Raw genomic sequence first — 17,398 nt, 5'->3', positions numbered from 1 at the left:
CGGCCGGATCCTCCGGCCGGGCGGTACGCGTGTGTCAGACGGTGAGCAGATCGTCCAGCGATCCCCGGCCCGCCAGCTCCGCCGTGGCGGCCGGACCCTCCTTCGCGGCGGCGTACCGGCCCGAGGTCAGCGCCCACTCGTAGTTGCCGTTGATCCAGTGCTGGATGGCTTCCACGCCCATCCGGACCTGGGCCCGCTCCTCGGGGCGGAGGCTGAGCGCCTCACACATCCCCGGGACATGCGTCTCGAGCGCGAGGTACTCGTCGAGGCACGCCCTCGTCATCCGGTACGCCTCGGCGGCGGCCTCCTCCCAGGTGCAGCCGCGCTCCCGGTGCAGGACGGCGATGAGGTTGTGACCGTCCCCCCGGCGCTTCTCGCGCTCGAAGGAGTGGATGTCGTTCATGAAGCCGATCGTGTCCGCGGCGAGGTCCCGCATCCTGACCATCAGCGGGTGCGCCTGCACCTGCGCCGGCACCTCGAAGCCGCGGCTGCGCTCACCCGCGTCGATGCTGTGGTGGATGCCCACCGTGCGACGGCGGAACTCCGCGTACTCCTCGATCCCGAGTGTTCCCGCACGGCCTTCGGCCGCCAGGTCGACCTCCTCGGTGTGGGCCACGAGGAAGCGCCCCCAGGAGGCGGCGAACCGCGTCCGCCAGGTCAGGGACATGCCGTCCGAAAGACGGGCCCACACCTGGGCCCAGGCCAGGGTGATGGGGCAGAGCACGCGGGGAGGCGTCCCGGCGGGGCGCAGTGGTGTGGCTATCAGCTCCCGCGCGACCTCCGCTATGCGGTCGGCGCGGTCCGGGCTCCCGGAGTCGAACTGGTCGTCGAAGAGAAAGGCCAGGGAGAACCAGTTCATCAGGACGACCATGTCCTCGGCCGAGGCGTAGGGGTACGTACGCGCCGCCGCCTGCGGCAGGTCCCAGGACTGGTACTCCTCGAAGCCGGCCTGGCTGCGCACCAGGCCCATCTCCCACACCCAGCGCAGGTGGTGCTCCCGCGCGTACGCCAGGTGTTCGCTCACCGGCGTCTTGAAGGGGAGGTCGAATGTGACGTCCTGCGGCATGTGGCGGGTCCTCTCTTGAGACAGTTCACAGGCCCCCGCCCCGTGACCGGGCGATCGAAAATGACGCCCATTGACTTGAAGTGCACGTTTTGAGCCACAAATTGATGGCTCATCATGTGCGCCCTCATGCTGCCCAGACCCTAAACGATCTATGCCGCAAGATCGCTTCGAAGGAGATCTTCCGGAACGATCGCCTCCACGCCCGTGCGCCGCAGGCTCAGACCTGGCCCAGATCCGAGCTGAGCCAGTGCTGGGGGCGCATGTGGATGACCACCTGTGCGCCGTGCTCCTTCCAGGCGAAGTCGACGTAACCCTCGACCTTCTCGGCCGGGAGGTAACGCGAGGACATCTCCACCAGCTGCTCGCGGGTGGCGGGGAGCGTGGCGACGACCGGGCCTTCGACGGAGACGTAGCGGATGGTCGGCGTGAGGCGGTCCGCCATGATGCTGAAGCGGCCCGCCCGGGCGATGGCGGCCCCCTTGCGGGAGTCGCGCCCGGTCATGATCCACAGGTCGCCGCCGGGTGCGTACTGGTACCAGATCGGCACGGTGAGCGGGGCCCGCCCCTCCTCGGCCGCGTCCACGGCCAGGGCGCCGATATGAGGTTCGGCCAGGAACTGTTCACGCTCGGTGCGGGTCAAAGCCATGGCTGGACTCCTCGGTAGGGCGGTTGGTGGTGCCTCAAGGCGGCATTATGCAACGCTTGCCCCGGTGCGGCGGCGGAACCCGCCGTTCCGGCCGACACCCCTGCTATATCTGTGCGTTCACCGATACGGGGGAGCGGAGCATGGACCAGAACACATCCGTACGGCTGCGGGCGGCGACCGCCGGGGACGCGGAGGCGATGACCCGGGTCTTCCTGGCCTCACGGGCCGCCGAGCTGCCGTACCTGCCGCGGGTGCACAGCGACGAGGACACGCTCGCGTGGATCACCCATGTCGTGCTGCCCGGCTGCAGGGCGTGGGTGGCCGAGGGGGAGGAGGGGGAGCTGCTCGGATTCGCCTCGCTGGACGGGGACGAGCTCGACCAGCTCTATCTGCGGCCCGACATCCTGCGGCGCGGCGTCGGGACGCTGCTTCTGGAACGGGTGAAGGAGGCCTCGCGCGGCGTGCTCAGTCTGTACACCTTCCAGCGCAACTCCGCCGCGCGTGCCTTCTACGAGCGGCACGGTTTCGTCGCCGAGGCGTACGACGACGGCGCACGCAACGAGGAGAACGAGCCGGACGTGCTGTACCGGTGGACGGCCGTCGGCTGAGCGGCGGCCGGCCGGGGCCGAGCGGTCAGACGAGGGGCGGGCGGCCCAGGCGCGTCATCCGCCACACCGTGCGCCAGTGCATCGGGTTCCGTTCGCCGCACTCGGTGCGCACCCCCTCGGCGAAGCCGGCCGCCCAGGCGCGCAGGCCGCTCGCCGAGCGGGTGCGGGCCGCGGTGAGCAGGATCCAGGTGCCGAGGTAGGCGGGGACCAGGGGCAGGGGCAGGTTGCGGCGGGCCAGCCAGACGCGGTTGCGGGCGGTCATGCGGTAGTAGACCGCGTGGCGGGCCGGGGACGTCTTGGGGTGCTGGAGCAGCAGTCCGGGCTCGTAGAGGATCTTCCAGCCCGCGTCGAGCGCCCGCCACGACAGGTCCGTCTCCTCGTGGGTGAAGAAGAACTCGGCCGGCCAGGGGCCGGTCTCGGCGAGCATCTTCATGGAGAGCGCGTGGCCGCCGCCGAGGAAGGCGGTGACCTGGCCGCGGCGCATCGGGTCCTTGGCGCGGAGACGCGGCACGTGCCGGCGCTGGGTCTCGCCGTGTTCGTCGGCGATGCGGAAGCCGACGATCCCGAGACGCGGGTCCGCGGCGTACAGCTCCTGGACCCTGCGGAACACGTCCTTGTCCACCAGGAGGCCGTCGTCGTCCAGCTCGATGACCACGTCCACGTCGCCGAAGGCGGCGAGCGCCTCCAGGGCCTCGTTGCGGCCGCCGGGGCAGCCGAGGTTCTCGTCGAGTTCGAGCATGGTCACGCCGCCGGCCAGCCCCGTCAGACCGGGGAAGGAGCTGTAGTCGGGGAGCGGCGAGCCGTTGCCCACGACGACCACGCGGGAGGGGCGCGCGTCCTGCATGGCCACCGAAGCCAGCAGCGCCTCGACCTGCTGCGGGCGGTCTCCCATGGTCACGATGGATACGCCGATACGCGGTTCGGACAAGGCTCGGCTCTCCCGGGGACGTCGGTGGCTTGCGGTATCGCGGCACCGCCGCGGTGCCCGTGATCGTAACGTCTCGTGTTCAGCTCGCGGTGGGTGACCGGTCATCGGAAGGGCGGTCGCCGTTCAGCCGGGCGTACATCAGCATGTCCCGGCGCCGGCCCCCGATCTCCTGCCAGCCGCGCAGCAGACCCTCGCGCCGGTAGCCGGCGCTCTCGGCGGTCCGCACCGAGGCCGAGTTCCAGGGTTCGATGAGAAGCTGCACCCGGGGGATGCCCAGCTCGTGCAGGGCCCAGGTGGTGACCGTGCGCAGGGCCGCTCCCGCGACGCCCTGGCCACGGCCCGGGGCAGTCATCCAGTAGCCGAGGGTCGCCCGGCCCGCGTCCGCGTCCGCGAGCCAGAGCCCGATGGAGCCGACCGGCCGCCTGTCCCGGGTGCGCGCGATGGTGAACGGATATCCCTCCCCGTCGGCTGCCCGGTCCCACTGACGCCTGACGTAGGCCTCGGCCGCCTCGTCGGAGTACGGCGTGGGGATCGTGGTGACCAGCGGGATGTAGTCGTCCTCCGCCGCCTCCCGGACGAGGGGCAGATCGCTCATCTCCCAGGGGCGCAGGACGAAGTCGGCTCCGGCGGTCATGCTGGGAACGGTCAGCGGTGGTGCCATGCCGTCATCCTGCCGCGCCCGCGTCCCGCCACCCGGGCCCGACTCACCCGGCGGACCTCCGATGGCTAACGGCCCTGTGTTCCCGTTAGTGTGTACTGTCTTCTGGCGCGGGCCGGTGACGGAAGTGGAGGCCTTTCGTGGACGCAGGAGATGTGGAGCCGGGCACGGTCAGACCCGGCGGTCGTACGGCCCGGGTGCGGGAGGCCGTGCTGCGCGCGGCCGGTGACGCGCTGGTCGAGCACGGCTTCGACGGGCTCGACCTCGCGGACGTGGCCCGCCGCGCCGAGGTCGGCAAGACGACGGTCTACCGGCGCTGGTCCACCACGGCGGGACTGGTCGCCGACCTGCTGACGGAGATGGCGGAGCAGTCGGTCCCGCGTACGGACACGGGCTCCCTGGACGAGGACCTCCGGTCCAACGCACGGCTGGTGCTGCGCACGCTGACCGACGCGCGCCAGGGCCCCCTCTTCACCGCCGTCGTCGCGGCGGCGACGTGCGACGCCCGGACGGCCGAGGCCCTGCACCGCTTCTACGCCGTACGCATCGAGGAGTGGGCCGGCTGCGTCGACGCGGCGGTCGAGCGGGGTGAACTGCCCCGGGGCACCGACGCCCGCGAGGTGATCCGGGCGGTGTCGGCGCCCCTCTACTACCGGTTGCTGGCCAGCGGCGACCCCCTCGACGAGGCGGTCGCCGACCGTGCGGCCGAGGCGGCGGTGGTGGCGGCGCGGGCGGGCGTGTACGTGAGCTGAGCCCCGCTCAGGGACTCAGCCGATACGGGTCCCCGTCCCGGACACCCTGATCCGTGCGTCGCCCGGCCTCAGTTCGACGGTGAGGGTGCCGGGGCGGCCCATGTCGGCGCCCTGATGCAGGGTGAGGACGGCGTCGTGCGGGACGAGGCCGAGCTCGCGGGCGTACGCACCGAACGCCGCGGCCGCCGCACCGGTGGCCGGGTCCTCGACGACGCCGCCGACCGGGAACGGGTCGCGGACGTGGAAGACCGTGGCGGACTCCCGCCACACCAGCTGAACCGTCGTCAGATCGAGCCGCTGCATGAGGGCTTCCAGCCGGGCGAAGTCGTACGAGAGCTCCGCCAGCCGCTCCCGGGTCGCGGCGGCCAGCACCAGGTGGCGGGCGCCCGCGTAGGCGATGCGGGCCGGCAGCGCGGCGTCCAGCTCGGCGACGGACCAGTCCAGGGCGGCCAGGGCCTCCGCCACGTCCTCGGGGGCGGCGTCCGTGGTGTGCGGCTCGACGCTGGTGAGGGTGGCGCGAAGCTCGTCGCCCTCGCGGACGACGGTGACCGGGACCGTGCCGGCGGGGGTGGAGAACACCAGATCGCCCGGGCCGTCCCGCTCGGCGAGCGCGATGGCGGCGGCCACCGTGGCATGGCCGCAGAAGGGGACTTCGGCCTTCGGGCTGAAGTAGCGGACGGTGTACCCGCCGCGGCCGTCCGGCGAGGTGAGGAACGCCGACTCGCTGTAGCCCAGCTCCGCCGCCACCGCGAGCATCGCCGCGTCGTCGAGCGCGGAGGCGTCCAGGACGATCCCTGCCGGGTTGCCTCCGCCGGGATCGGCGGAGAACGCGGTGTAGCGGAGGACGTCGGCGGCGGTGTGTGAACTCATGCCGCACCTCAACCCGGGGACGCGGCCGCGCATTCCCGCCGGCGGCCGTCGAAGCGCCTGCACACGGTTCCACGGGGTGGCGGCCCGGGGTCCTGACCCCCCGGACCGCCACCCCCGGCCGCTCGGCGGACCCCCCGGCCGCGGCGACCCCTTCTTCACTGTGGTCAGTGGCAGACCTTCACGCCGGTGCCCTTCCCCCAGGAGCAGGAGTCCAGGAGCGCACCGCTCGGCTTGATCAGCCGGGCCTTGTCGCCGGTGTTGTTCCAGACGTACGAGCCACGGTTCCAGTACACGTGGGCCGCGGAGTTCTTGCCCTTGCCGGTGTGGACCCGGACCGTCTTCCCGGCGGCGACGCTGAAGCTCGGGAAGGTGTACGTGTAGCCGGTGTTGTCCTTCAGCTTGTAGCCCTTGAGCTGCAGCTTGGACTTGCCGTTGTTGTGGATGTCCACGTACTCGGCGACCAGGGACGTGTTCGTCCGGGTGTCCTTGCCGGGGCTGTCGTACTGGATCTTGCCGAGGTGCAGACCGCCCTGGTGGGAGGCCGCCGAGGCCGGGGCCGTGGCGAGGAGCGAGCCGGCCAGGGCGGTGGCGGCGGCCAGGGCGAGGGGCGCGGCGGTGCGTATGCGCATGCTTTGTGGTCCTTCTGTGTGCATCCGGTGAAGGTCAGCAGCATACGTGCAGCACGCGCTTGCCCGGACGCGGAGAGGGAAACTCGCAAACTCTGTCATTCGGGAGCGAGTTCCGGCGCGGTCCGGGCAAGCGTGGATTCGGGTGGACCTGAGTGGATCAGCCTCGGCCGACGTACGGCATCGCCGTCGCCAGTACCGTCGCGAACTGCACATTGGCCTCCAGCGGGAGCTCCGCCATGTGAAGGACCGTCCGGGCCACGTCGTCCGCCGCCATGACCGGCTCGGCGGCGACCTCGCCGTTGGCCTGGAGGATCCCCGTGCTCATCCGCTCCGTCATGTCGGTGGCCGCGTTGCCGATGTCGATCTGCCCGCAGGCGATCCGGTAGGGCCGTCCGTCCAGCGAGAGCGACTTCGTCAGGCCGGTCACCGCGTGCTTCGTCGCCGTGTAGGCGATGGAGTGCGGGCGCGGCGCGTGGGCCGAGATCGAGCCGTTGTTGATGATCCGGCCGCCCTGCGGGTCCTGCTCCCTCATCAGGCGGTACGCCGCCTGTGCGCACAGGAACGTCCCCGTCAGATTGACGTCCACCACCGTCCGCCAGTCCTCGTACGCGAGGTCCTCGACGGGCGTCGCGCGCGGCCCGAACGTGCCCGCGTTGTTGAAGAGCAGGTCCAGCCTGCCGAAGCGGTCGCGTACGGAGGCGAAGAGCGCCGCCACCCCGTCCGGGTCGCTCACGTCGGTGGGCAGGCACACCGTGGCGCCCGGGCCGGCCGCGGCGGCGGTCTCCTCCAGGGCGGCGGCCCGCCGGCCCGCCAGGGCCACCGTCCAGCCCGCACCCGTAAGGGTGACAGCGACGGCCCTGCCGATCCCCGATCCCGCACCTGTGACGACAGCGATTCTCTGCTCAGCGTTCATGGCCCGGCAGCGTACGGGAGGTTTCGCGGCGGCCGGCACCCGGTGCTCATCACACCGCCATAAGGATGTTGTGTACCCGCCAACGGCCGGTCGTCGCCCAGCACTCCAATGCCTCTGACAACATCCGGCAGGGGAGGGGCATATGACACCCGCACAGATCAGCAGGACGCCCGGCCAGCACGGCCATTCCGCCGAACTGCGCCTCGCCGCGCAGCGGCTCGGATCCGGTGTGGGCCGCCGCCGTTTCCTCACCGTCACCGGTGCCGCCGCGGCACTGGCCTTCGCGGTCGACCTGCCCGGTGCGGGCACGGCGGCGGCGGCCGAGCTCGACGCGCGGAGGATCACGGAGGACCCGTTCAGCCTGGGGGTGGCGTCCGGGGACCCGCTGCCGGAATCCGTCCTCCTGTGGACGAGACTCGCGCCCCGCCCGTACGAGGCCGACGGCGGGCTGCCGGCCCGGCGCGTCGAGGTCCGCTGGGAGATCGCCCGCGACGAGCGCTTCCGGCGGGTCGTCAGGCGGGGAGCCGCCACCGCCCACCCGGAATTCGGGCACAGCGTCCATGTGGACGTGGACGGCCTCGACTCCGACCGGAACTTCTACTACCGCTTCCGTGCCGGCAGCTGGACCAGCCCCACCGGCCGCACCCGCACCGCACCCGCCCGGGGCGCCCGCAACAGCTCCCTGACCCTGGCCGCCGTCTCCTGCCAGGCCTACCACGACGGCTACTTCACCGCCTACCAGCACCTCGCGGACGAGGACGTCGACGTGGTCTTCCACCTCGGCGACTACCTCTACGAGTACGCCGTCACCGCCGTCGGCGGCGCCCGCAACTACACCGACCGCGTCCTGCCGGACCACTACAACCGGGAGACGCTGACGCTGGAGGACTACCGCATGCGGTACGGCCTCTACAAGTCCGACCCGGACCTGCGCGCCGCCCACGCCGCGCACCCCTTCGTCGTCACCTGGGACGACCACGAGACCGAGAACAACTACGCGGGCGACACCCCGGAGAACAGCGTCCCCCCGGAGGAGTTCCTGCTGCGCAGGGCCGCCGCCTACCGCGCGTACTGGGAGAACCAGCCGCTGCGCACGCCGCAGCGCCCCACCGGCCCCGACATGCGGCTCTACCGCCGGCTGCGCTTCGGGCGGCTCGCCCAGTTCGACATCCTCGACACCCGTCAGTACCGCAGCAACCAGGCGTACGGCGACGGCTGGAAGGTCCCCGGACCGGAGTCCGAGGACCCGTCGCGCACCATGACGGGAGCCGCCCAGGAGCGCTGGCTGCTCGACGGCTGGAAGACCTCGGACGCCCGGTGGAACGTCGTGCCGCAGCAGGTCACCTTCGCCCAGCGGCGTGACGTGCCGACCGACGCCTACAAGCTGTCCATGGACTCGTGGGACGGCTACCCGGCCTCCCGGCAGCGCGTCATGGACGGTGCGGAGGCCGCCGGGATCGAGAACCTGATGGTCCTGACCGGCGACGTGCACGTCGGTTACGCCTTCGACCTCAAGAAGGACTTCGACGACCCGGCGTCCCGGACCGTCGGCACGGAGGTCGTGGCCACCTCGATCGCCAGCGGCAAGGACGGCTCCGAGAAGCCGGCCAACTGGAACAACCTGACCCAGGCCAACCCGCACATGAAGTTCTACAACGGCCGCCGCGGCTACGCGCTGGTCACCCTCGGCACGGAGCAGGCGCGTGCCGACTTCCGTACGGTGTCGGCGGTCACCACGCCCGGCGCGCCGGTCACCACGGCCGCCTCCTTCGTGACCGAGGCCGGGAACCCGGGGCTCACCCCCGCGTAACCCGGCCCCGGCCCCGCACGAGGTCAGGCGCGCTCGTCCGCGGGGTAGCGGACGCCGACACGGTCACGTACCGCGTCGAGCGTCCGCATCACGGCGAGGGAGCCCTCGAGGGGCACCAGCGGGGACTCCTTCTCGCCGGCCAGCAGCGCGCGCGTCACCTCGGCCGCCTCGTACTGCATGCCCGTCAGGCCCTTGGGGCCCGGACCCGTGGCGACCTTCTCGGGCTCCCGGCCCGCCCGGTGGAGGAGGAAGTGCTCCGGGTGGAAGAAGCCCTGCGGGAAGTCGATGCGTCCCGCCGTGCCGGTGACCGACGCGGTGGTCGGCAGGTTCCCCACGATCGAGCAGCTCAGCAGCGCCGTGGCACCCGAGTCCCAGCCCAGCAGCATCCCGGTGTTCAGGTCGACGCCCTCCGGGGACAGCAGAGCGTCCGCCTGCACCCGGTCCGGCTCGCCCAGCAGCAGCTGCGCGAACGACACCGGGTAGACCCCGAGGTCCAGCAGCGCGCCGCCGCCCAGCGCCGGATCGCGCAGCCGGTGTTCGGCGCCGAAGTCGCCCGCGAAGCCGAAGTCGGCCTGCACCGTGCGGATCTCGCCGATCGCGCCGTCCGCCACCAGCTCGGTCATCCGGCGGATGAGCGGATTGCAGTACGTCCACATGGCTTCCATCAGGAACAGACCGCGCTCCCGGGCCAGATCCACCAGCTCCCGCGCCTCACGCTCGTTGAGCGTGAACGCCTTCTCGCACAGCACGTGCTTGCCGGCCCGCAGAGCGAGCCCGGCCGCCTCCCGGTGCGCCGAGTGCGGGGTGGCGACGTAGACGACGTCGACGGTGTCGTCGGCGACCAGCTCCGCCCAGCTGCCGTACGCCCGCTCGATCCCGAACCGGTCGGCGAACGCCTTCGCGGAGGCCTCGCTCCGGGACGCGACGGCCACGACCTCGGCCCCGGAGTCCTCCATCGCCAGCAGATCCCCGGTGAAGGTCGCGGCTATGCCGCCCGTCGCCAGTACACCCCAACGCACAGTCCCACTCATGCCCGCCCGCTCCCACGCAAAAAGGTATCGACCACTACGGATGAGCTGAGAGCATAGATGTGGATTCAACGAAGCGGAGACGAGGATGCCGGACAACGGCGTGAGCCGGGCCCAGCAAGAAGACGAGCACATACCGACGAGCAGCAAGGGCGCCGCACTCAGCGCCCAGGCCACCGCCACCCCCACCGCTGCGGGTGTCCCGGCCATTTCCACGACCACCGCGCCGGGACTCCCGGCCGCCTCGACGACCACCGCACGACGGGCCGGACTCCTGGTCACCCTCGTGCTGGGCGGGCTCACCGCACTGCCGCCCCTCTCGATGGACATGTACCTCCCGGCACTCCCGGAGGTCACCGACGCGCTGCACGCACCCGCCGCGACGGTCCAGCTCACCCTGACGGCCTGCCTCACCGGCATGGCGCTCGGCCAGCTCGTCGTCGGACCGATGAGCGACCGCTGGGGACGGCGCAAGCCGCTGCTCCTCGGCATGGTCGTCTACGTCCTCGCGACCGCGATCTGCGCCGTCGCCCCCACCGCGGAACTCCTCATCGGCTTCCGCCTCCTCCAGGGCCTGGCGGGCGCCGCCGGCATCGTGATCTCCCGGGCCGTCGTACGCGACCTGTACGACGGCGACGAGATGGCCCGGTTCTTCTCCACCCTGATGCTGATCTCGGGAGTCGCGCCGGTCATCGCGCCCGTGATCGGCGGCCAGGTGCTGCAGTTCACCGACTGGCGCGGCATCTTCGTCGTCCTCACCTTCATCGGCGTGCTGCTCACCCTCGTCGTCTGGAAGTGGCTCCACGAGACACTGCCGGCGGCACAGCGCCACACCGGCGGTGTCGGCGACGCGCTGCGCACCATGCGCGGGCTGCTGGCCGACCGGGTGTTCACCGGCTACATGGTCGCGGGCAGCCTCGCGTTCGCCGCGCTCTTCGCCTATGTGAGCGCGTCCCCGTTCGTCGTCCAGGAGATCTACGGCGCGTCCCCGCAGACCTTCAGCCTGCTCTTCGGGATCAACTCCGTCGGGCTGATCGCCGTCGGCCAGATCAACGGCAAGCTGCTCGTCGGAAGGGTCAGCCTGGACAAGGCGCTCGGCTTCGGCCTCGCCGTCATCTCGGTCGCGGCGGTCGCGCTGCTGCTGATGACGTCCGGGGTCTTCGGCGAGGTCGGCCTGGTACCGGTGGCCGTCGGGCTGTTCGTGCTCATGTCCGCGATGGGCCTCGCGATGCCGAACACCAACACCCAGGCGCTGATGCGCACCAGGCACGCGGCCGGCTCCGCCTCCGCGCTGCTGGGGACGTCCCAGTTCCTGATCGGCGCCATCGCCTCGCCCCTCGTCGGGATCGCCGGTGAGAAGACCGCCGTGCCGATGGCCGTGGTCCAGGTGGTCTGCGCCCTGTCCGCGGCGCTGTGCTTCCTGCTGCTGTGCCGGCCGTGGCAGAACACGCGCGCCGCGCGGGAGCGGCTGGTCAAGCGCTGACCGGATCCCCGGCGGGACGGACCGCACGAGAATGCCCGGGTGGGCCGCCCACCCGGGCATTCTCATGCCCGGGTGGGCGGCAACTCTGTTGTTGTCGCAGGGGTGAACGGCCAGACTGCGGCGATGTACCAGGAAGAGGAACAACCGTTGTCCGGCGGGAACGTCAGCGAAGGCGTCGTCCGCGTCGGCGACACCGTACGCCGCCCCGCAGGGCCTTGGACGCCGGCGGTGCACGCACTGCTCACCCATCTCCACGAGGCCGGCTTCCGGGCGGCCCCTCGCCCGCTGGGCATCGACGACCGGGGCCGGGAGGTCCTGAGCTTCGTGAGGGGCGAGATCATCTGGCCCGACAGGTTCGCCCTGGTGGACCCCTCGGAAGGGCTGGCACGCGTCGCGCGTCTCATCCGGGACTTCCACGACGCCGTAGCCGGTTTCACGCCTCCGTCGGACGCCCGCTGGAACGCGCTCGTGCCGGCCGACGGAGCCGACATCATCGCCCACCACGACCTGGCGCCGTGGAACCTCGTCGCCGACGGCGAAGAGGCCTGGGCCTTCATCGACTGGGACAACGCCGCGCCCGGCACGCGCCTCTGGGACCTTGCCTACGCCGCTCATGGCTTCGTCCCGCTGTCCGGGCACCCCCACTGGCAGCGCGCCGACGCAGCGGATCGCCTGCGCGCCTTCGCCGACGCGTACGGCCTGGACGAGCCCGGACGGCGCGGACTGGTCCCCCTGCTGGGCCGTCGTACGCGCGCCATGCACGACTTCCTGCGCGACCAGGCCGCCCTGGGCAACCAGCCGTGGGCGAGGCACTGGGCGGAAGGCCACGGGGACGCCTGGCGGAGCGACGCCGAATACACCGAGCGGCACGAGGACCAGTGGCTCCGTGCCCTGCTCGGCTGAGCACCCGGCGAGGACCTCGCGGCGCCGGCCGTACGAGTAGGGGGCGGCAGGCCGCACGGAGGCCCGGCCGGCTCAGCCCACGCGCGGGTAGCCCAGAAGGTGCAGCCGGTCCTTGCGGTCCGTCCAGCGGAAGACGCCGACGCCCGAGGTCTCCATCTCCGGCAGCCGGGTGCTCGGGGGCAGCGCCTCGACGGACCAGGTCGCGAAGCTCATCGTGACCGGGCCGGTCCCGTCGCCCTCCAGCGCCTCGTCCGCGTCCCGTGCGGTCGTCGCCCCGTAGGCGCTGCCGCCGTCCGTCACCGAGGCGAACGTCAGCCGCGCCGAACCGTCCGCCTCCTCGAAGCAGAAACCCTTCTTCGCCTCCAGGTCGAAGGCCAGGTTCCCCGCGACCAGGTAGCCGCCCGACGGTGAGACGACGGCCCGTGGATAACGCCCCGGCTCCATGGCCGGCGCGTGGCACTCGACGGAGGCGACCGGCTTCCCGCTCACCGCGTCGTGGACCGCCCACAACTGGTGGGTGCCGGCCCGCTTCGCCCCCTCGGCGAGCTGCCACCGCGCAAGGATCAGGCCCGGTGCCACGGAGGTCGGCACCCCGGTCGCCGAGTCCGCTCCCTTCGGCGCGGTCCTCCTGCTGAACCAGCCGCCCCGCACCCAGAATTCGCGTACCCCGCTCAGCAGCAGGCCCTTCGCCGTCTGCCCGCGCACCTCGGTGAGCCGCTTGCAGGCCGTGCAGCCCTTCGGGTACGCCACCGCGGACGCGGCGATCTCCGACACCTCACCGCTGACCGGATCCACGACCGCGCTGTTGGCCCGGCCGTCGCTGATCAGCACACCGGGCCCGGTCGCCGTGACGGTCGGCGCCCCGGTCCAGGGCACCTCGACGCGCCGGCGTTCCCCGTCCACCACGTCGTACACGTCGAGGGAGACGAGGCTCCCCTCGGGTGCGGGTCCGTCGCCCGTCTTCCCGTAGGACCAGGCCACGAAGAACTGGCGGTCGTCCTTGGCGACGGTGAGCAGCTCGGGGAAATTCAGCGGGTCCGGCGGCCGCCAGGCCTCGCCGCTCCAGCCGGCCCGGCCGGTCTCCGTGTCCAGGGTCCGCAGCCGGTAACGGTGCCCGGGCGCCTCCACCAGATAGGCCAGCCGGCCCGTCGTGTGCGAGACGGCGTAGTCGGGTCCGGCGCCGACGACCTCCCAGCCGCGCCCCGTCGTGTACTCCGCGGGGACGTCCAGCCGTGTCGCCGGGCCGGTGCTCCTCTTCACGGGCTTCTCCGGCCCGTCGTCTCCCTCGGTGCCGGCCCCGCCACCCCGGCAGGTGGCCGTCAGAAGGAGCAGGGCGAGCACGAGCACCCCGCCCACCAGCGCCAGACGCACGATTCTCTGCCTCAAGGTCCCCCCGATGAGCCGGCCGATCCCTGAGCGATTCCCGACGCGGCGCGGTCAGCGTAGCAACGGGCCCCGGGCGAAGAGCAGTTCGGTTCTGTACCCGTTACGTCCCGGTTCCGTGCCGGACCACCGGACTGCGGAGGACGGGTCCACTGCGCCTACAATTCGGCGGTGAACGCCACCCTCCCCACCGCGGAAGCCCTGCGTGCCGCGCTGGCCGCCCTGCTCGACGGGCTGCCCCCGACGCAGGCCGCGCAGGCCGTCGACCGGCTGATCGCCAGCTACCGCGGGACCACCCCGACCGACGCCCCGATCCTGCGGGACCGCTCGGACGTCGCCGCCTACGCCGCCTACCGGATGCCCGCGACGTTCGAGGCCGTACGGTCCTGCCTCGCCGCACTCCGTGAGGCCGCGCCGGACTGGACGCCCGTCACCCACACCGACTTCGGGGGCGGCACGGGCGCGGCGAGCTGGGCGGTCGCCGGGGCCTGGGACGGGCCGCGGACGACGGTCCTGGACTGGTCCGAACCGGCCCTCGCGCTCGGCCGTGAGCTGGCCGAGGCCTCCGGCATCCCCGCGCTGCGGGACGCCGCCTGGGAGCGGGCGAGGATCGGGACGGCGCTGGAGCCTGCCCCCACGGACCTGGCGACCGTCAGCTACGTACTCAAGGAGCTCACCCCCGCCGACCGGTCCGCTCTGGTGGACGCCGTCGCCGGTGCGGCGCAGGCCGTGGTGATCGTGGAGCCCGGCACCCCCGACGGCTACGACCGGATCATCGAGGCCCGTGACCGGCTGATCGCCGCGGGACTGAGCGTCGCGGCGCCCTGCCCGCACGACGACGCGTGCCCCATCGAGCGCGGCACGGACTGGTGCCACTTCTCGGCGCGGGTCAGCCGCTCCTCGCTGCACCGGCAGGTCAAGGGCGGCTCGCTCAGCCACGAGGACGAGAAGTTCAGCTACGTCGTGGCGACCAGGTTCGCCACCGACCCGGTCGGCGCACGGGTCATCCGAAGGCCGCAGATCCGCAAGGGGCAGGTGCTCCTGGAGCTCTGCACCAGGGACGAGGGCCTGAGCCGCGCCACGGTCACCAAGCGGCACGGTGCGCTCTACCGTGCCGCCCGGGACACCGCGTGGGGCGACGCCTGGCCGCCGCCCGAGGAGGGCTAGGGCCTCAGCTCCTGGGTGCAGCACTTCACGCTGCCGCCGCCCTTGAGCAGCTCGCCCAGATCCATCGGGACCGGGTCGAAGCCCCGGTCCCGCAGCGGGTCGAAGAGCCCGGTCGCGGCCTGCGGCAGCAGCACATGGCGCCCGTCGCTGACCGCGTTGAGGCCCAGTGCGGCGGCGTCCGCCTCCTCGGCCAGCAGCGCGTCGGGGAAGAGCCGGGCCAGCACGGACCGGCTGCCCGGCGAGAAGGCCCCGGGGTAGTACATGATCTCGTCCGCCGCGTCGTCCAGTACGCACAGCGCGGTGTCCAGGTGGTAGTAGCGCGGGTCCACCAGATCGAGGCCGATCACCGGGCGCCCGAAGAACTCCTGTGCCTCGTCGTGGGAGAGCGGACTGGACCGGAAGCCCCGCCCGGCCAGCAGGTACGAGGCGGTCACGGCGAAGTCGCCCTCGCCCTCGTTGACATGGGCCGGCTCGTGGATCTCCGTGAAGCCGTTGGCCCGGAACCACTCCCGGTGCGCCTCGGCCTCCGCGTACCGCTCCCGGTAGGCGAACAGGGCGCCGAGCACCCTGCCGTCGATCACGGTGGCTCCGTTGGCGGCGAACACCATGTCGGGCAGGTCGGGGCGGGGGGTGAGGAGCTCCACGGTGTGGCCGAGGGCCCGGTAGCGGTCGCGCAGGTCCTCCCACTGGGTGGTGGCCAGGGGCAGATCCACGGGTTTCGACGGATCCATCCACGGATTGATGGAGTACGTGACCTCGAAGTGGGACGGGGCGCACATCAGATAGCGACGAGGGGTGGCGTCACGGGTCAATGCAGGCTCCTCGCGAACGGCGGCGTTCGGCCGCGGAACGGTGGGATGCGCACGGGTGTGTGCGTGAGTTCATGGTGCGCCGTGCCGGGCCGATGCGCTGTGATCCGTTCGGGTGGTTCGCGCGGGCGGGGCCACGCGTGGTGACGCGCGCCCAGCCGGGAGAAGACCTTCGCAGGCAAGACGATACGTATCGGACCGTCCGGCTCTAGGATGGCCGGATGGCAGCTCAGAAGCCCCCGGACTCCAGCCGTCGCAGCGACCGCTCCCACCGAGCGATCTGTGACGCCGCGCTCGCACTCGTCGGCGAGATCGGTTACGCCAGGACGACGATCGAGGGTATCGCCGCCCGTGCAGGGGTCGGCAAGCAGACGATCTACCGCTGGTGGCCGTCGAAGGCGGCCGTACTCCTGGAGGCGTTCCTCGAGGAGAGCGCCCGCCGCTCGGAGGAGCTGGGCGAGGCCGGCGAGGACGGTGCGTACGGAATCCCCGACACCGGCGATCTGGCGGCCGACCTCAAGCTGGTCCTGCGGGCCACGGTCGACGGGCTGAACGACCCGGTGAGCGCGGCACCCACCCGGGCCCTGGCCGCCGAGGGGATCATCGACCCCGCACTCGGCGCACAATTCGTCGGAAATCTGCTCGAACCGCAGCTCCAGTTGTACGTCACACGCCTGCGAGCCGCCCAGGAGGCCGGACAGGTGCGCGCGGACATCGATCCGCGGATCGCGCTGGAGCTCCTGATCGCCCCGCTCACCCACCGCTGGCTGCTCAGGACCCTTCCGCTCACCCACGCGTACGCGGACCAGGTCGTCGACCTCACCCTGCGGGGGCTCCTGGTCCAGCCGTGAGCCCGGCGGTGCATTCCATGACATTCCGTACGAGCGCGCCGACCCCTGCGCAACCGCCCGAGCACCCCGCTTCGGAACTCTGGCCACCCGAGGAGCAGGATGGTGGGACCATGGAGAGGTAACCGCTGAGGTGAGGGGATAGATGGGCGCCGATTCCGGCCGCTATCGCGGCACAGAGGGCAGGATTTCCCAGTGGCTGCGCAGGCGGCCGAAACCACAGCCGGAAGCCGACGACGCGGCGCGGCTGGCGCTGCTCCTGGCCGTCGCCGAAGCGGGAATGCCCATCTCACCCGCAGCGCACCCGTCCGGATACCGATGTTCGTGCGAGCGCATCGGCTGTCCGACCCCCGCGCGGCACCCCCTCTCCTTCGCCTGGCAGACGCAGTCCACGACGGACCGCGCCCAGATCGAGCGCTGGGCCGCCAACCAGCCGCTGGCCAACTTCATCACCGCGACGGGCCTGATCCACGACGTCCTCGACGTGCCCCTCACGGCGGGGCGCGCCGCCCTCGACCGGCTCGTCGCCGCGGGTATCGACGTCGGCCCGGTGGCCCAGTCGGGCAGCGACCGGATGCTCTTCTTCACCGCCACCCGCGGCACCCCCGACGACGAGGACGAGTGGTGGCCCTGCGAGCTGGACTGTCACCCCGAGACCATGGACGAGCATCCCGGGCTCCGCTGGCACTGCCGCGGCAGCTATGTGCTCCTGCCGCCCGCGCGGCTTCCCGGTGAGCTGGACGTGCACTGGATCCGTGGCCCGGAGAACCCGCTCCCCGATCCGCTGACCCTGCTCGAGACGCTCACCGACGCCTGCGCGCAGTACGCGGACACGGCCGACGCGAGCGACCTCGACCACGACGCGGTGGCCTGGCCGCTCAGCCGCTGACGCCCTGC

The 17,398-nt window shown here is 72.0% G+C and carries 17 protein-coding genes and 1 pseudogene; 8 read left to right on the top strand and 10 right to left on the bottom strand.

The features are described from left to right. Positions 1-34: 34 nt before the first annotated feature. Entirely contained in the window at positions 35-1,066 is a 1,032-nt protein-coding gene (locus OG379_RS11730) for a 7-epi-alpha-eudesmol synthase (protein WP_405661859.1), read from the bottom strand. 217 nt (positions 1,067-1,283) lie between these two features. Then, positions 1,284-1,712 (bottom strand): pyridoxamine 5'-phosphate oxidase family protein, encoded by a 429-nt coding sequence (locus OG379_RS11725; protein WP_405661856.1) that lies wholly within the window; start codon positions 1,710-1,712, stop codon positions 1,284-1,286. 140 nt (positions 1,713-1,852) lie between these two features. On the opposite strand from OG379_RS11725, the gene OG379_RS11720 reads away from it, so the two are divergent. Further along, complete coding sequence (locus OG379_RS11720; protein ID WP_405661853.1) at positions 1,853-2,320, top strand: GNAT family N-acetyltransferase; 468 nt, start codon at positions 1,853-1,855, stop codon at positions 2,318-2,320. A 25-nt stretch (positions 2,321-2,345) separates the two neighbouring features. On the opposite strand, the gene OG379_RS11715 is transcribed toward OG379_RS11720, so the two are convergent. After that, the gene (locus OG379_RS11715; RefSeq protein WP_393765229.1) at positions 2,346-3,248 is read right to left on the bottom strand and encodes a glycosyltransferase family 2 protein; all 903 of its coding nucleotides are present in this window, start codon (positions 3,246-3,248) and stop codon (positions 2,346-2,348) included. 79 nt (positions 3,249-3,327) lie between these two features. Then, the gene (locus tag OG379_RS11710) at positions 3,328-3,909 is read right to left on the bottom strand and encodes a GNAT family N-acetyltransferase (RefSeq protein ID WP_405661850.1); all 582 of its coding nucleotides are present in this window, start codon (positions 3,907-3,909) and stop codon (positions 3,328-3,330) included. Between the two features lie 137 nt (positions 3,910-4,046). Here OG379_RS11710 and OG379_RS11705 point away from each other — a divergent pair, with 137 nt between their 5' ends. Then, positions 4,047-4,658: a TetR/AcrR family transcriptional regulator gene (locus OG379_RS11705; protein ID WP_393765225.1), complete on the top strand. Its 612-nt coding sequence runs from the start codon at positions 4,047-4,049 to the stop codon at positions 4,656-4,658. Positions 4,659-4,673: 15 nt separating this feature from the next. Here OG379_RS11705 and OG379_RS11700 read toward each other — a convergent pair whose 3' ends face one another. The 3 genes from OG379_RS11700 to OG379_RS11690 form a co-directional block, all read right to left on the bottom strand. Beyond that, complete coding sequence (locus OG379_RS11700; RefSeq protein ID WP_405661848.1) at positions 4,674-5,528, bottom strand: PhzF family phenazine biosynthesis protein; 855 nt, start codon at positions 5,526-5,528, stop codon at positions 4,674-4,676. Positions 5,529-5,692: 164 nt separating this feature from the next. Further along, positions 5,693-6,157: a lamin tail domain-containing protein gene (locus OG379_RS11695; RefSeq protein ID WP_393765221.1), complete on the bottom strand. Its 465-nt coding sequence runs from the start codon at positions 6,155-6,157 to the stop codon at positions 5,693-5,695. Positions 6,158-6,314: 157 nt separating this feature from the next. Next, the gene (locus OG379_RS11690; RefSeq protein ID WP_405661846.1) at positions 6,315-7,070 is read right to left on the bottom strand and encodes an SDR family oxidoreductase; all 756 of its coding nucleotides are present in this window, start codon (positions 7,068-7,070) and stop codon (positions 6,315-6,317) included. A 142-nt stretch (positions 7,071-7,212) separates the two neighbouring features. On the opposite strand from OG379_RS11690, the gene OG379_RS11685 reads away from it, so the two are divergent. Next, positions 7,213-8,880 (top strand): alkaline phosphatase D family protein, encoded by a 1,668-nt coding sequence (locus tag OG379_RS11685; RefSeq protein WP_405661844.1) that lies wholly within the window; start codon positions 7,213-7,215, stop codon positions 8,878-8,880. A gap of 23 nt (positions 8,881-8,903) precedes the next feature. Here the strand turns inward: OG379_RS11685 and OG379_RS11680 are convergent, their stop codons facing one another. After that, positions 8,904-9,911: a Gfo/Idh/MocA family protein gene (locus OG379_RS11680; protein ID WP_405661842.1), complete on the bottom strand. Its 1,008-nt coding sequence runs from the start codon at positions 9,909-9,911 to the stop codon at positions 8,904-8,906. Between the two features lie 85 nt (positions 9,912-9,996). On the opposite strand from OG379_RS11680, the gene OG379_RS11675 reads away from it, so the two are divergent. Both OG379_RS11675 and OG379_RS11670 read left to right on the top strand, forming a co-directional pair. Next, complete coding sequence (locus OG379_RS11675) at positions 9,997-11,391, top strand: Bcr/CflA family multidrug efflux MFS transporter (protein WP_405661840.1); 1,395 nt, start codon at positions 9,997-9,999, stop codon at positions 11,389-11,391. Between the two features lie 123 nt (positions 11,392-11,514). Next, positions 11,515-12,294: a phosphotransferase enzyme family protein gene (locus tag OG379_RS11670; RefSeq protein ID WP_405661838.1), complete on the top strand. Its 780-nt coding sequence runs from the start codon at positions 11,515-11,517 to the stop codon at positions 12,292-12,294. 72 nt (positions 12,295-12,366) lie between these two features. Here OG379_RS11670 and OG379_RS11665 read toward each other — a convergent pair whose 3' ends face one another. Beyond that, positions 12,367-13,680, bottom strand: coding sequence for a hypothetical protein (locus OG379_RS11665; RefSeq protein ID WP_405661836.1), 1,314 nt, complete (start codon positions 13,678-13,680; stop codon positions 12,367-12,369). Positions 13,681-13,848: 168 nt separating this feature from the next. On the opposite strand from OG379_RS11665, the gene OG379_RS11660 reads away from it, so the two are divergent. Beyond that, positions 13,849-14,844 carry a small ribosomal subunit Rsm22 family protein gene (locus OG379_RS11660; RefSeq protein WP_405661834.1) on the top strand — a complete coding sequence of 332 codons (996 nt, stop codon included), beginning with the start codon at positions 13,849-13,851 and terminating at the stop codon, positions 14,842-14,844. Here OG379_RS11660 and ddaH read toward each other — a convergent pair. Next, positions 14,841-15,719: pseudogene (gene ddaH / locus OG379_RS11655) on the bottom strand (dimethylargininase); the annotation flags it as partial. The gene OG379_RS11660 and the pseudogene ddaH overlap by 4 nt on opposite strands. Before the next feature lie 155 nt (positions 15,720-15,874). Between ddaH and OG379_RS11650 the strand changes: the two are divergent. Together OG379_RS11650 and OG379_RS11645 are read left to right on the top strand one after the other, a co-directional pair. Next, positions 15,875-16,504: a TetR/AcrR family transcriptional regulator gene (locus OG379_RS11650; protein WP_405661832.1), complete on the top strand. Its 630-nt coding sequence runs from the start codon at positions 15,875-15,877 to the stop codon at positions 16,502-16,504. Positions 16,505-16,646: 142 nt separating this feature from the next. After that, on the top strand, positions 16,647-17,390 hold the full coding sequence (locus OG379_RS11645) for a bifunctional DNA primase/polymerase (protein WP_405661830.1): 744 nt from the start codon (positions 16,647-16,649) through the stop codon (positions 17,388-17,390). Positions 17,391-17,398: the final 8 nt, after the last annotated feature.

This window comes from Streptomyces sp. NBC_01166 (genome assembly GCF_045039765.1).
In the GTDB taxonomy this organism is placed as follows: domain Bacteria; phylum Actinomycetota; class Actinomycetes; order Streptomycetales; family Streptomycetaceae; genus Streptomyces.
This window is presented reverse-complemented; position numbering and strand designations above follow the sequence as displayed.

Excerpts from the sequence above, each read along its gene's own strand:
- OG379_RS11650 (WP_405661832.1), top strand. The coding sequence starts at position 15,875 with ATGGCAGCTCAGAAGCCCCCGGACTCCAGCCGTCGCAGCGACCGCTCC.
- OG379_RS11720 (WP_405661853.1), top strand. The coding sequence starts at position 1,853 with ATGGACCAGAACACATCCGTACGGCTGCGGGCGGCGACCGCCGGGGAC.
- OG379_RS11680 (WP_405661842.1), bottom strand. The coding sequence starts at position 9,911 with ATGAGTGGGACTGTGCGTTGGGGTGTACTGGCGACGGGCGGCATAGCC.
- OG379_RS11725 (WP_405661856.1), bottom strand. The coding sequence starts at position 1,712 with ATGGCTTTGACCCGCACCGAGCGTGAACAGTTCCTGGCCGAACCTCAT.
- OG379_RS11675 (WP_405661840.1), top strand. The coding sequence starts at position 9,997 with ATGCCGGACAACGGCGTGAGCCGGGCCCAGCAAGAAGACGAGCACATA.
- OG379_RS11710 (WP_405661850.1), bottom strand. The coding sequence starts at position 3,909 with ATGGCACCACCGCTGACCGTTCCCAGCATGACCGCCGGAGCCGACTTC.
- OG379_RS11645 (WP_405661830.1), top strand. The coding sequence starts at position 16,647 with ATGGGCGCCGATTCCGGCCGCTATCGCGGCACAGAGGGCAGGATTTCC.
- OG379_RS11670 (WP_405661838.1), top strand. The coding sequence starts at position 11,515 with ATGTACCAGGAAGAGGAACAACCGTTGTCCGGCGGGAACGTCAGCGAA.
- OG379_RS11690 (WP_405661846.1), bottom strand. The coding sequence starts at position 7,070 with ATGAACGCTGAGCAGAGAATCGCTGTCGTCACAGGTGCGGGATCGGGG.
- OG379_RS11730 (WP_405661859.1), bottom strand. The coding sequence starts at position 1,066 with ATGCCGCAGGACGTCACATTCGACCTCCCCTTCAAGACGCCGGTGAGC.
- OG379_RS11700 (WP_405661848.1), bottom strand. The coding sequence starts at position 5,528 with ATGAGTTCACACACCGCCGCCGACGTCCTCCGCTACACCGCGTTCTCC.
- OG379_RS11695 (WP_393765221.1), bottom strand. The coding sequence starts at position 6,157 with ATGCGCATACGCACCGCCGCGCCCCTCGCCCTGGCCGCCGCCACCGCC.
- OG379_RS11685 (WP_405661844.1), top strand. The coding sequence starts at position 7,213 with ATGACACCCGCACAGATCAGCAGGACGCCCGGCCAGCACGGCCATTCC.